Genomic DNA, 13,178 nt, shown 5'->3' on the forward strand with positions numbered 1-13,178 from the left:
GCTTCTCGCGAGACTACGTAGCGTCAGCGCCGCTGGTTATACACGTCGATACAGACCGCCCCCAGCAGCACCAGCCCCTTGATCACCTGCTGATAGTCGATGCCGATGCCGAGGATGGACATGCCGTTGTTCATCACGCCCATGATCATGGCGCCGACCACGGCACCGCCGACCCGTCCCACGCCGCCATAGGCCGAGGCGCCGCCGATGAAACAGGCGGCGATCACGTCGAGCTCGAAGCCGAGCCCCGCTTTGGGCGTCGCGGTATTGAGCCGCGCGGCGAAGACGAGCCCGGCGAGCGCGGCGAGCACGCCCATGTTGACGAAGGTCAGGAAGGTCAGCCGCTCGGTCTTGATGCCCGACAGGCTTGCCGCCTTGGCGTTGCCGCCGACCGCATAGATCTGCCGCCCAATGACCGTGCGGCGGGTGACGAAGCCGTAGAGCGCGATCAGTGCGGTCATGATCACCAGCACGTTGGGCAGGCCGCGGTGGGAGGCGATCAGATAGGTGAAATAGAGCACGGCACAGGCCAGCAGGATGCTTTTGCCGAGAAAGAATGCGTAGGGCTCGACCTCGATACCGTGCGACTGTTCGCGCGATCTGCCCTTCGCGCCGGCGTAGACGAGGCCGAGCGCGAGCACGGTGCCGATCAGCATGGAGGTCGGATGCAGCGTGCCGGCTTCGGGCAGCAGCTCCGGAATGAAGCCGGACGATAGTTTCTGAAAGGTCGGCGGAAACGGCCCCAGCGACTGCCCCTGCAGCACGGCAAGTGCAAGACCCTTGAACACCAGCATGCCCGCAAGCGTCACGATGAAGGACGGGATCTTGAAGTAGGCCACCCAATAGCCCTGCGCGGCGCCGATGGCGGCGCCAACTAGAAGGCAGGCGATGAAGGCGAGCGTGTAGTCGACCTTGTAGGTCACCATCAGCACCGCGGCCACCGCGCCGATGAAGCCCGCGACCGAGCCGACCGAGAGGTCGATATGGCCGGTGACGATGACCAGCAGCATACCGAGCGCCATGATGACGATGTAACTGTTCTGGAGCACCAGGTTGGTCAGATTGAGCGGCTGCAGCAGCGTGCCGCCGGTCACGACCTGGAAGAACAGCATGATCGCGATCAGCGACATCAGCATGCCGTAATTGCGCAGATTGTTCTTGATGAAGCTGCCGTGCCGGCGCTCCTCGGGCAGCGACACCGTCTTGTCGGTCATGGCTGCGATCCTCCCATCTCCGCGGCCGCGGGCGCGGCGTTCCCAGTACTTCGTTCGTTGCGCATGATGGCGCGCATGATCTTCTCCTGCGTCGCCTCGGCTCCCCTGAATTCTCCGACGAACGCGCCGTCGTTCATCACGCATATCCGGTCGCAGATGCCGAGCAGCTCGGGCATCTCCGAGGAGATCACGACGACGCCGCGGCCGGCTTCAGCCAGTTCATTGATGATACAATAGATCTCGTACTTGGCACCGACGTCGATGCCCCTCGTCGGCTCGTCCAGGATCAGGACCTTGGGATCGGTCATCAGCCATTTCGACAGCACCACCTTCTGCTGGTTCCCGCCGGAGAGCTGGCCGGTCTCCTGATAGACATCGGAGCAGCGGATCCGCATGCGGTTGCGGTAGTCGCTGGCGACCTTCAGCTCGGCAATGTCGTCGATCACCCGCCGCGGCGCGACCTGGTCGAGGCTCGCAAGCGTGATGTTCTTGCGCACGTCGTCGGCGAGGATCAAGCCGAGCTGCTTGCGGTCTTCGGTGACATAGGCGAGGCCGGCATCGATCGCGGCGGCGACGTTCGGCAACACCACCTCCCTGCCCTCAAGTCGCAGGCTTCCGCCGATACCGGTGCCCCAGGATCCGCCGAACAGGCTCATGGCGAACTCGGTGCGTCCTGCCCCCATCAAGCCGGCGAGGCCGACGACTTCGCCGCGCTTGACGTTGAAACTGACGTTCTTGATCACCTGCCGCTCGGGATGGATGGGGTGATAGACCGACCAGTTCGCGATCTCGAGCACGGCTTCGCCAATCTTCGCGCTGCGCTCCGGGAAGCGGTGCGCAAGATCGCGGTTGACCATGCTACGGATGATGCGGTCTTCCTGAATCGGTTCGACATGGCAATCGATGCTGTCGACGGTGCGGCCGTCACGCAGCACCGTGATGTGGTCGGCGACCTTGGCGACCTCATTGAGCTTGTGCGAGATCAGGATCGACCCGATGCCTTGCTCGCGGAAGGCCATCAGGCGCTCGAGCAGCGCGGCGCTGTCGGCTTCGTTGAGGCTGGCGGTCGGCTCGTCCAGGATGAGCAAGCGCACCCGCTTGGAGAGGGCCTTTGCGATCTCGACCAATTGCTGCTTGCCGACGCCAAGATCGGTGATCAGGGTATTCGGCGATTCCTTCAGGCCGACCTGCGCCAGCAGCTCCCGCGTGCGTCGATACACCTCGTCGCGATCGATCACGCCGAGCCTGGACGGCGGATGCGACAGGAAGATGTTCTCCGCGATCGACATCAGCGGGATCAGCGCCAACTCCTGGTGGATGATGATGATTCCGAGCGCCTCGGAATCGTTGATGTCGCGGAAGCGTCGCTCCTCGCCCTCGAAAACGATGGTGCCCTCGTAGCTGCCGTGCGGATAAACCCCGCTCAGCACCTTCATGAGCGTCGACTTGCCGGCGCCGTTCTCGCCGACGAGGGCGTGAATCTGCCCGGCGCGGACCGAGAAGTTGACGTCGCGCAGCGCCTGCACGCCGGCAAAGCTCTTGCTGACGTTGCGCATCTCCAGCATGGCGGTCATTGGATCATGTTCCTGGAAACCTTCGTCATTCGCTCCGGCGTCATTCCGGGGCAATGCGGAGCATCGAACCCGGAATCTCGAGGTTCTCAGGTGCGCAAGAGCGCACCATGGTTCACGCCTCGCGTGCCCTGAACGACGGCACCAGAGGTCTACTGGAATTGCGACTTCTTGTAGTAGCCGCTGTCGACCAGCACTTGCTCCCAATTGTCCTTGTAGACCACGACCGGCTTGAGCAGATACGACGGCACGGTCTTGACGCCGTTCTCGTAGGTCTTGGTGTCGTTGACGGTGACCTCCTTGCCGCCGAGTGCAGCGTCGACCATGTCGGCGGTCACCTTGGCGAGGTCGCGGGTATCCTTGAAGATGGTGGAATACTGATCGCCCCGCAGCATCGCCTTGATCGAGGGCACCTCGGCGTCCTGGCCCGAGATGATCGGCATCGGCTGGTCGGCGCTGCCATAGCCGACACCCTTCAGCGACGAGATGATGCCGATCGAGATGCCGTCATAGGGCGACAGCACGGCATTGATCTTCTTGTTGCCGTAGTAGGCGCTGAGCAGATTGTCCATGCGGGCCTGCGCCGTGGCGCCGTCCCAGCGCAACGTCGCAACCTTGTCCATGCCCATCTGGCCGGAGACGACGACGAGCTTGCCGCTGTCGATATAGGGCTTCAGCACGCTCATCGCGCCGTTGTAGAAGAAGTACGCGTTGTTGTCGTCGGGAGAACCGCCGAACAGCTCGATGTTGAACGGACCCTTGCCTTCCTTGAGACCAAGGCCCTTCTCGATCGACTGCGCCTGGAGCACGCCGACCTGGAAATTGTCGAACGTCGCGTAATAGTCGACGCTCGGCGTGCCGCGGATCAGGCGGTCATAGGCGATCACCGTGATGCCTTTCGCCTTCGCCTGCTTGAGCACGTCGGACAACGTGGTGCCGTCGATCGCGGCGATGACCAGCGCCTTGGCACCCTTGGTCACCATGTTCTCGACTTGCGAGAGCTGGTTCGGAATGTCGTCCTCGGCATATTGCAGGTCAGTATTGTAGCCGCGCTCCTTCAGCACCTTGACCATGTTGTTGCCGTCGTCGATCCAGCGCGCCGAAGATTTTGTCGGCATGGCGATCCCGACGGTCGCCTTCTGGGCGGAGGCGGAGACGCCCGCGACCATTGTCGCAGCGCCGGCCAGCGCCAACGCGAGGAACGTGGTCTTCATTGTCAGCATGTTTCACTCCCTTGGGTATCAGACTGCTTCTTTGTTTCGTCGAGAACGTGGTCGCGCGCTGCCTCTGGTCTCCTATGCGAGCTTGACGTCGGGCTCGGCGCGGCCACGCGCGGATGCCTCCAACAGAAACGTGCAGCCGGCTTGCGGATCGGCGGCGCGGGCGGCCGCGTCCATATCCTGCCAGGCCGACGTGACGAGGAGGCGCGACAGATCGGCGCCGACGAAGGCGGGACAGCTCGCCTGCCTTGCCGGCACGCTCAACGAGCGCAGACGCTCGCCTTGCGGAGAATAGACATCGATCCGGCTCGCGCCCCAGCAGGCGTTCCATATCTGCCCGTCGGCATCGCACACCGAGCCGTCGAGCCCGCCGACGCCGCTGTGGCGCAACAGCACTTCCGGCTCGCCGCGCGGAAGGCCGGTCGCGGGATTGAGCGGCACGGCATAGAGCACCGCGCGCGGGGTGTCGGTGAAATAGCCGGTGGCGCCGTCCGGCGAGAAGCAGATGGAGTTGGGAATGCTGATGCCGTCGAACAGCGTCGAGATCTTGCCGCGATGGAGCGCGTAGATCGCGCCCGCCTTCGGCTCGGCATTCTTGCCCATGGTGCCGATCCAAAACGTGCCGGATTGGTGCACGCGGCAATCGTTCGAGCGCGTCGCCGGATTGTCCGCTTCGAGCGGGAGAAACAGCGTCATCGCACCATCGACGGGCTTGCGAATGTAAAGACCATCCTCGGCGACGATCAATTGCCGCTCGGCATCGATGCGTCCGAGCGCGCTCGCCATCCGGCCGAGTTCGTGAACGCGGATACTGCCGCCGAGCCGCGCCTCGAACAGCAGCCCTTCACGAATATCGAACCACCAGGCGGTGTCGGTGGAGGCGTCGTAGGTCGGGCCTTCGCCGAGGTGGCAGGGATGGTCCGAGAGGACAGTCGTGGGCACCTGCTCAGTCATGGCGACCTCGCTGAAAAACGATAGACCGTGTGATGGCGATAGACTTCGCCGGGATCGAGCCGCGGGCTCGGGAAGTCCGGCCGGTTCGGCGCGTCCGGCCAGATGTGAGGCTCCAGGCAGATGGCGTCCGATTGACGGATGAGCTTGCCGCCCTTCCCTGAAATCGTACCGTCGAGATAATTGCCGGAATAGACCTGAAGCCCGGGCTGATTGGTGAGCAGCTCCATGATCCGTCCCGAGCGCGGCGCCTCGAGCCGGGCCGCAAGCGCGAGCTCGCCGTTGCGCTTCAAGCAGTAGGTGTGGTCGTAGCCCCTGCCGCTTCGCAGCTGCTGATCGCTCTCGCGGATACGCTCGCCAACCGGCCGCGGCTCGCGGAAGTCGAAAGGCGTGCCGGCTACCGGGCGTGGCGGCTCCGGCAACGGAATGGCGGTGGGATCGATGGCGAGGAAATGCCCGGCAGCAACCGTCAAACTATGATCGAGGACGGATGTACCTGACGTCGCGCCCTCAAGGTTGAAGAAGCTGTGGTTGGTCAGGTTGACGATGGTGGGCCGGTCGGTTCGCGCCTCCATGATCAGCGACAGCTCGGCCGGGCCCGTGACCCGATAGGTCAGGCGCACATCGAGCTGGCCGGGATAGTTCTCCTCGCCATGGGGGCTGACATGGGAGAGCGTTATCGCGGGTCGTGGGCCCTCGTCGATGTCCGCGATCTCCCAGAGCTTGCGGTCGAAGCCATCGAGGCCGCCGTGCAGCGCATTGGGGCCGTTGTTGACCGCAAGCTGAATCGTCTCGCCGTCCAAGCAAAACTCCCCCTTGGCAATGCGGTTGGCGTAACGACCGACGGTGGCACCGAGGAACTTGCGTTCGGCGAGATAGCCGGCAAACGCGTCATGGCCGAGTACGACGTCGTCGTATCCGCCTTTGGCGTCCGGCGCGATCAGCGCCTGTAGCACGGCGCCATAGGTAATGATCCGCGCCTCGAAGCCGCCTGCCCCGCGCAACACGATGCGCCGGACCTTGCGGCCATCCGGCAGCGTCCCGAATACGTCGTTCGTGACTCTCGACGCGGCCATGCTCAATCCACAAACGGTTCGACGATCGTGCGCCTGCCCAGCATGAATGCGTCGGCGACGAGACGCAGCGGGATCAGATCGACGTCACTGGCGCCGGACGCCGCGAGTTCGACGAAGCGCCGGTAAAGTCCGCGATATTCCTCGTCCGGCGCTTCGGCGAGCACCTCGCCGTCAACGGCCATGCGCGCGCCACCGCTGGACAGAGTCATCCGGCCCTGATCGGTTTCGACGACAATATCCCAGCTCTGCGGCCCGGTCTGGCGGAAATCGAACTCGGCGGTCACAGGCAGACCACTGATATCCGCCAGGGTCAGGTTCGCCGCGATCGGCGCCTGGCAATTGGCTGGAAAGGCCAGCTCGGCTGCGGTGACGAACACAGGCTTCGGCAGAATCCTGGTCAGGACCGACAGGGCGTTGATGCCGGGATCGAATACGCCGAGGCCGCCGGGTTCCCAGATCCAGCGCTGCCCGGGATGCCAGACCCGCACGTCTTCCTTCCAGCTGATGTGCACGGATTTGATCCGGCGCGCCTTCAGCCATTGCCGCGCCGGCTCGACAGCCGGGGCATGGCGCGAATGCCAAGTCGCAAACAGCGTGCACTTCGCCTCCGCCGCCATCGCGATCAGCGGATCGAGTTCGACAAGGGTCGCCCCGGGGGGTTTCTCCAACATGAGATGCTTGCCGGCGGCGAGTGCGGCTGCGGCCTGGGTCCGCCGCACCTGCGGCGGCGTGCAGAGCGAGATCGCATCGATCGGCGGCCCCTGCTCCAGCAATTCCTCGATCGTTGCGAAATGCGGCAATTCCGGCAGCGAAGCGTTGCGGCTGGCGACCGCGGTCAGCGTCGCGCCGGAAACCGCGGCGATGGCGTCGACATGCTGATCGCGCGCGATCTTGCCGAACCCGACAATGGCGATGCGAAGCTCGGTCACGATCGTCCTCCAGGTTCCCCCGATGGCAGCACCTCGGCCGGCACCGTCTCGGTCGCGGCACCGTCGTGGCGATGCATGCCGTTGTGAATGACGAAAACCATCGCTTCGGAGGCCGCGTCCGCGTCGCCCGCGGCAATGGCGTCGACGATCTTCTGATGCCAGAGCAGCACGGTGTCGCGATCCTTCGGCTCGACCGGGGCACTGAGCAGAAACGAGGCGCGAAGCGCGGCTTCAATGACATGCCCGATCGAGCGCATGAAGAGATTGCCGGAGGCGCGGGCCACGGCCACATGAAGTGCGAGATCGGCATCGGCAAAGCCCGCTGAATCGGAGGCTTCACGCCGCATGCGCTCCATGCTGCGCCGGAGCTCGGTCATATCGTCCTCCGACCGCCGCGCCGCCGCGAGCATGGCCGCGCGCGGCTCGACGGCGAGGCGGATCTCCGCGAGGTCGTTGAGGAAGCGCTTGTCGATGCCGGCGTCGAGGTGCCAGGCCAGCACGTCGGCATCGAACATGTTCCAGGCGCCGCGCTCGCGCACGACGGTGCCAACCCGCGCCTTGGTGGTGAGCAGCCCCTTGGCGACCAGCGTCTTCACGCTCTCCCGCAGGACCGGCCGCGACACACCGAACATCGCGATCATCTCGGCATCGCCGGGCAGGCGGGTCCCCTCCGCGTAGCGGCCGGCGATGATGTCGACGCCGATCGAGCGAGCCACCTCGGCATGGTTGGAGTGAGCCCGTCGCGTCGGGATGACGACGATGCGCGAGGTCATGAAGCGCCTTCTCCCCGAATCTTGGCCAGCGCCCATTTTGGTAACAAAGCACCGACGGTCGCCCATTCCGGGCGCTCGGATCGCACTATTCCATAGGAATTGCGGCCTTACTAGTCATATTATTTGACTATACCGTTGGCATGCCGGCTGGGCCGCAGGCTGACGACACCCTCTGCGTGAATTGTACACCAAAACAACTTGAGCGTGAAAACCAAGCCGCGCTCTCTCGTCGGACCTCGGACGGCCAGCACAAAGAGCTATATGAGCTTTCGCTGCGCCAGGTTCTTCATCAGCGCGCCGATGCCGAACGTCCAGGGCTCACACTCGTCGCTCGTGCGCATGCGGTTGACGAGCTTGCCAAGTTGGGGCGCCGAGATCGTGACGATGTCGTCGCGCTTATGGGTGAACCCCTGCCCCGGCGCATCGCGATCCTTCACCGGCGCGAACATCGTGCCGAGGAACAACACGAAGCCATCAGGATATTGGTGCACCTTTCCGATCGTCTGCTCCACGAGATCGGTCGGATCGCGGCTGATCTTGCTGATCGACGAGTGGCCGTCGAGGACGAAGCCGTCGGTGCCCTTCACATTCAGGCTGATGTCCAGCTTGCGCGCATCGTCGAGTGAAAAGCTGTCGTCGAACAGGCGCAGCAACGGGCCGATCGAGCAGGACGCGTTGTTGTCCTTGGCCTTCGACAGCAGCAGCGCCGAACGGCCCTCGAAGTCGCGCAGGTTCACGTCATTGCCCAGCGCGCCGCCGACGATCTTGCCCCGGCTCGAGACGAACAGAACGAGCTCGGGTTCAGGATTGTTCCAAGTCGATTTCGGATGCAGGCCGGCATCCATTCCGGTGCCGACCGACGACATGGTCGGCGCCTTCGTGAAGACCTCGGCATCGGGGCCGATGCCGACTTCGAGATATTGGCTCCAGGCGTTCTGATCGATCAGTACCTGCTTCAGGTGCATCGCCTGGTCCGACCCCGGCTTGAGCTTGGAGAGATCGTCGCCGATCAGCCGGGTGACTTCTTTGCGGATCGCCTCGGCCGACGCCGGGTTGCCCTTGGCGCGCTCCTCGATGACGCGCTCCAGCATCGAGATGGCGAAAGTGACGCCGGCGGCTTTCAGCGTCTGGAGGTCGACTGGCGCGAGCAGCCACGGCTTGCTGGAGTCGCGGCCGTCGGGAGGGGTATTGGCAACGATGGCTTCAAGATCGCCGATACGTTCGCCCTTGACTGCCGCCAGCGCCTTGGCCGGATTGTCTTCCTCGCAGAGCGCGCTGACCGTCGGAAACTTCGCCGTGACGTCGAACACGCCATCTCCGCGCACGGCGACGACGGCGGGACCGTTGACCTGCGGCAGCCAGACGCGGCCAACCAGCGTCCCCTTCGTTCCGTCCTCGGGGAGTAGGTCTTTCACCATCAAAGTCGTCATGGCCGCGTCCTCGCTGTTCTCAGATCGGCCATTTTTCGGCGGTCGATCCCGTTGGCGAAGACAAATAAACGTCTGGCAGGGGAAGTCCAGACCAGCCGCGAAGAACCGCTATGCCCCTGCCCGCGCCTTGCGGGCCGCGGTCTGCTGCAGCGCCCAACGTGCATTCTTGCGCACATCAGGATCCGGATCATCGGCAATGACGGCCAGGAACGCTTCCCCATCGGGATGGGCTATCTCGCCGAGTGCGGCGGCCGCCTCCTTGCGCAGGTTCGCCTGTTCGTGGTTGACGGAATTGCCGATCGGGCGCACCGCACGCTCGACCTTCATCTTGCCGAGACTGCGGATCGCCTTCAATCGTACCTGCCAGAACTCGTCGCCGAGCGAGCCGATGAGTTGATCCGCGGCCAGCGAGCCGTTGGCGTTGAGGCCCAGCGTCTCCGCGGCCATTTCGCGCACCATCCAGTCCGAGTCCTTCAGCGCGCGCGTGATCGTCTCCGCCGCGGGCTTCATGTGCGAGAACGCCAACGCGCTGACCGCCGCGCGGCGGACATGGGCATCGGGATCGTTGATCAGCGCGGTCAGCGCCGGGATCGATTCTTCGAGCTTGAGGAACCCGATCACGCCGATCGCCTGCACGCGCACGGCGGCATCGGAATCCTGGAGTGCTTCCAGCGCCGGCTTCAATGTGTCCTTGCAGCGCAATTCCTTCAAAGCACGCAGCGCGCCCATGCGAACGAAGGCGTGGGCGTGCTTGACCAGGGGCAGGATGATCTCGGCGCAGGCAGGATCCTTGAACTCGGCCATGCTGTCAGCCGCAGCCGCTGCGACGATCCTCTCAGGATCGACCAGCAACTTCACCAGCGCCGCCGCAGCCTCCGGTCCATCGAACTCGCCGAGCGCCATCGCGACCTGCTGGCGCACGCCGGCATCGGGGTCAGACACCATGTTGGCGAGATGCGCGACGGCCGCAGGATCGCCGGAATGGCCGAGCGCGATGATGGCGACGCGGCGCTCGGCGGGATCGGCGGCCTGCAGCCGCTCGTCGGCGTCTTCGAGATCGTCATAGGATTCGAACGGGCTCGACATCATCACCTCAACAGATAGGGAATGTTGACGGTAACGGCGCCGGTCGGGCAGTCTGCTTCGCAGGGCATGCAGTACCAGCATTCGTCATAGGCCATGTAGGCCTTCTTGGTCATGTCGCTGATGCGCAGCACGTCGAGCGGACAGACATCGACGCACACGGTGCAGCCCTTGTCGGCGATGCATTTCGCGTCGTCGACGACCACCGGGACAGATGTCTGATAGGACGCGAGAGGCATTTCGATGTCTCCTGTTTCTGTGTTCTGGCGGATCAGGCGGAGGCGCGGATGCGCTGCTTGTCGTAGAGGTCTTTCTCGTCGTCCGCGATAGGGACGACATAAGGCTCGACGGCACGTTTCTCGCTGGTCATCTTGCCGTCACGCTTGCTCAGCAGCGTGTGGCAGAACCAGTTCTCGTTGTCCTTCTCCGGAAAATCCGTGCGCCAGTGATAGAGGCCCCAGCGGCTCTCCTCGCGGTAAAGCGAGGCGTGCGCGGCCATGTCGGCGCAGTCCATGATCGACTGAACTTCGAGGGCGCGGAGCAGTTCGTGCGCGTTGCGCGCGATCATGCGCTCCTGCATGTCCTCGCGTGCTTCGGCCAGACGCCGCATGCCGAGCTCGTATTTGCGCGTGACCTTCGGCGGCTGCAGATAGTCGTTGACGAGGCGCCGGGTCTTGTACTCGATCTGATTGGGCGGAATGCCGTCCTCGCGCCTGGTCGGCGCCATCACGCGGTCGCGCTCCATCGCGACATCGGTCGCGTCGAACTCCGCGAAATCGTGGCTATCGGCGAACTCCATGGCATCGACGCCGGCGACCGCCCCGTTGGTGAAGGCGCCCAGCATGTAGTTGTGCGGCACGCTGGCCATGTCGCCGGCGGCATATAAACCCGGCACGGTGGTGCGCGCATTATCGTCGACGAACACGCCCGAGGCGCTGTGGCCGGAGCAGAAGCCGATCTCGGAGATGTGCATCTCGATCGATTCGCTGCGGTAATCGACTCCGCGCCCCTGCTGGAACAGCCCGCGCGTCGGACGCTCCACCTTGTGCAGCGTGGATTCGATCTCGGAGATGGTGTCGGGGTGGAGGTGCTTGAGCTGGAGGAACACGGGGCCCTTGCCGGACAGGAGCTCGTTGTAGAACTCGAGCATCATCTGACCGGACCAATAGTCGCACTCGATGAAGCGCGATCCCTCGTTGTTCGCCGTGTAGGCGCCGAACGGGCCGGCGACATAGGCGCAGGCCGGACCGTTATAGTCCTTGATCAGCGGATTGATCTGAAAGCATTCGAGATTCGCGAGCGCGGCGCCGGCATGATAGGCCATGGCGTAGCCATCGCCGGAATTGGCCGCGTTCTCATAGGTGCCGAACATGTAGCCGGAGGTCGGCAGGCCCAGGCGGCCGGCGGCGCCCATGCAGAGGATCACGGCCTTGGCCTTGATGACGAGCATCTCGGCAGTGCGGGTATTGACACTGACCGCCCCTGCGATGCGGCCATCGGCAGACTTCAGGAGCCGCGTCGCCATGTAGCGGTTGGAGATCAGGATGCGGGCGCGGCGGAGCTGGCGATACAACGCCTTCTTCACGGTTTCGCCGTTCGGCATCGGCAGCACGTAGGTCCCGATGTGGTGCACCTTTTTGACGGCATAGTCGCCGTTCTCGTTCTTCAGGAAGCGAATGCCGAAGCTATCGAGCTCCTCGATGATCTTGTAGCAATTCTGCGCGTATTTGTAGACCGCCTTCTGATCGACGATACCGTCGTTGGCGATGGTGATTTCCTTGGTGTACTGCTCCGGCGTCGCATAGCCGGGAATGACGGCGTTGTTCAGCCCGTCCATCCCCATCGAGATCGCGCCGGAGCGCTTGACGTTGGCTTTTTCGAGCAGGACGACATTGGCCTTCGGGTTCTTCAGCTTCGCCTTCAGCGCCGCCATCGGGCCGGCCGTGCCGCCGCCGATGACCAGCACGTCGCAGGAAACCTCGGAAAGTCCGTCGACGATCTCATCTAGTGCCATCACTTGCTCCTGGTTCGCCGATAGCCGGCGCCTTTGCGTCAGATTTGTTCAGGGAGCTTCCCGGCGATAGCAATTAGTTGTCGCCGGAACGCGATTTGCGCCTCAGCGTTCGACGAAAGCCTTCTCGATCACGAAATGGCCGGGCTGGCTGTGGTTGCCCTCGACGAAGCCGCGTGCGGAGAACATCGCGTGGAGTTCCTCGAGCATTGCGGGGCTGCCGCAAAGCATGATGCGGTCGGCCTCAATATCGAGGCCGGACTGCCCGATGTCGTCAAAAACCTGATTCGAGGCGATCAGATCGGTGATCCGGCCGCGGTTCCGGAACGGCTCGCGGGTGACGGTCGGGTAATAGACCAGCTTGTCGCGGATCAGGGGGCCGAAGAATTCGTGGTTGCGCAAGCCGTCGACGACGTGCTCGCCATAGGCGAGCTCGGAGACCTGGCGGCAACCATGTGCAAGCACGATGGTCTCGTAGTTCTCGTAGACGTCGGGGTCCTTGATCAGGCTGGCGAAGGGCGCAAGCCCCGTGCCGGTCGAGAGCAGCAGCAGGCGTTTTCCCGGAATGAGATTGCCGGTGATCAACGTGCCGGTCGCCTTGCGGCCGACCAGGATGATGTCGCCTTCCCTGATCTTCTGCAGGCGCGAGGTCAGCGGGCCGTTCTGCACCTTGATCGAGAAGAACTCGAGCGCCTCCTCATGGTTGGCGCTGGCCATGCTGTAAGCCCGCATCAACGGCTTGCCCTCGATCTCGAGCCCGATCATGGCGAATTGACCGTTCTGGAACCGGAAGCCGGGATCTCGCGTCGCGGTGAAGCTGAATAAGGAGCCGGTCCAGTGTCTGACAGACAGAACCGTTTCCTTCTGAAATGCGCTCATGATCTCTCCTTGCCATCGATGGCGCAGAAGGTTTCGGAGAG

At 63.8% G+C, this 13,178-nt stretch carries 12 protein-coding genes; all 12 read right to left on the minus strand.

Annotated features, from left to right (window positions below; all coding sequences use genetic code 11):
* Positions 1 to 23: 23 nt before the first annotated feature.
* The 12 genes from mmsB to ASG57_RS27950 all read right to left on the minus strand — a co-directional run bounded on the left by mmsB (position 24) and on the right by ASG57_RS27950 (position 13,137).
* Positions 24 to 1,214, minus strand: a complete 1,191-nt coding sequence (gene mmsB / locus ASG57_RS27895; RefSeq protein WP_024339923.1) for a multiple monosaccharide ABC transporter permease — start codon at positions 1,212 to 1,214, stop codon at positions 24 to 26.
* Positions 1,211 to 2,788 (minus strand): multiple monosaccharide ABC transporter ATP-binding protein, encoded by a 1,578-nt coding sequence (gene mmsA / locus ASG57_RS27900; RefSeq protein ID WP_024339922.1) that lies wholly within the window; start codon positions 2,786 to 2,788, stop codon positions 1,211 to 1,213. The genes mmsB and mmsA overlap by 4 nt, the downstream gene beginning before the upstream one ends.
* A gap of 149 nt (positions 2,789 to 2,937) precedes the next feature.
* On the minus strand, positions 2,938 to 4,008 hold the full coding sequence (chvE, locus tag ASG57_RS27905; RefSeq protein WP_024339921.1) for a multiple monosaccharide ABC transporter substrate-binding protein: 1,071 nt from the start codon (positions 4,006 to 4,008) through the stop codon (positions 2,938 to 2,940).
* 72 nt (positions 4,009 to 4,080) lie between these two features.
* Complete coding sequence (locus tag ASG57_RS27910; RefSeq protein WP_024339920.1) at positions 4,081 to 4,959, minus strand: SMP-30/gluconolactonase/LRE family protein; 879 nt, start codon at positions 4,957 to 4,959, stop codon at positions 4,081 to 4,083.
* Positions 4,956 to 6,032 (minus strand): aldose epimerase family protein, encoded by a 1,077-nt coding sequence (locus tag ASG57_RS27915; protein ID WP_024339919.1) that lies wholly within the window; start codon positions 6,030 to 6,032, stop codon positions 4,956 to 4,958. Before ASG57_RS27915 ends, ASG57_RS27910 begins: the two co-directional genes overlap by 4 nt.
* A 2-nt stretch (positions 6,033 to 6,034) precedes the next feature.
* On the minus strand, positions 6,035 to 6,961 hold the full coding sequence (locus ASG57_RS27920; RefSeq protein WP_024339918.1) for a Gfo/Idh/MocA family protein: 927 nt from the start codon (positions 6,959 to 6,961) through the stop codon (positions 6,035 to 6,037).
* On the minus strand, positions 6,958 to 7,734 hold the full coding sequence (locus tag ASG57_RS27925) for a FadR/GntR family transcriptional regulator (protein ID WP_024339917.1): 777 nt from the start codon (positions 7,732 to 7,734) through the stop codon (positions 6,958 to 6,960). Before ASG57_RS27925 ends, ASG57_RS27920 begins: the two co-directional genes overlap by 4 nt.
* A gap of 257 nt (positions 7,735 to 7,991) precedes the next feature.
* Positions 7,992 to 9,164: a fumarylacetoacetate hydrolase family protein gene (locus ASG57_RS27930; RefSeq protein ID WP_024339916.1), complete on the minus strand. Its 1,173-nt coding sequence runs from the start codon at positions 9,162 to 9,164 to the stop codon at positions 7,992 to 7,994.
* Between the two features lie 108 nt (positions 9,165 to 9,272).
* Positions 9,273 to 10,250: a HEAT repeat domain-containing protein gene (locus ASG57_RS27935; protein ID WP_024339915.1), complete on the minus strand. Its 978-nt coding sequence runs from the start codon at positions 10,248 to 10,250 to the stop codon at positions 9,273 to 9,275.
* A gap of 2 nt (positions 10,251 to 10,252) precedes the next feature.
* Complete coding sequence (locus ASG57_RS27940) at positions 10,253 to 10,486, minus strand: 4Fe-4S dicluster domain-containing protein (protein ID WP_024339914.1); 234 nt, start codon at positions 10,484 to 10,486, stop codon at positions 10,253 to 10,255.
* A 32-nt stretch (positions 10,487 to 10,518) separates the two neighbouring features.
* On the minus strand, positions 10,519 to 12,261 hold the full coding sequence (locus ASG57_RS27945; RefSeq protein ID WP_024339913.1) for a fumarate reductase/succinate dehydrogenase flavoprotein subunit: 1,743 nt from the start codon (positions 12,259 to 12,261) through the stop codon (positions 10,519 to 10,521).
* Between the two features lie 102 nt (positions 12,262 to 12,363).
* Positions 12,364 to 13,137: a ferredoxin--NADP reductase gene (locus ASG57_RS27950; RefSeq protein WP_024339912.1), complete on the minus strand. Its 774-nt coding sequence runs from the start codon at positions 13,135 to 13,137 to the stop codon at positions 12,364 to 12,366.
* Positions 13,138 to 13,178: the final 41 nt, after the last annotated feature.

It is taken from the genome of Bradyrhizobium sp. Leaf396, from assembly GCF_001424605.1.
Lineage (GTDB): Bacteria > Pseudomonadota > Alphaproteobacteria > Rhizobiales > Xanthobacteraceae > Bradyrhizobium > Bradyrhizobium japonicum_C.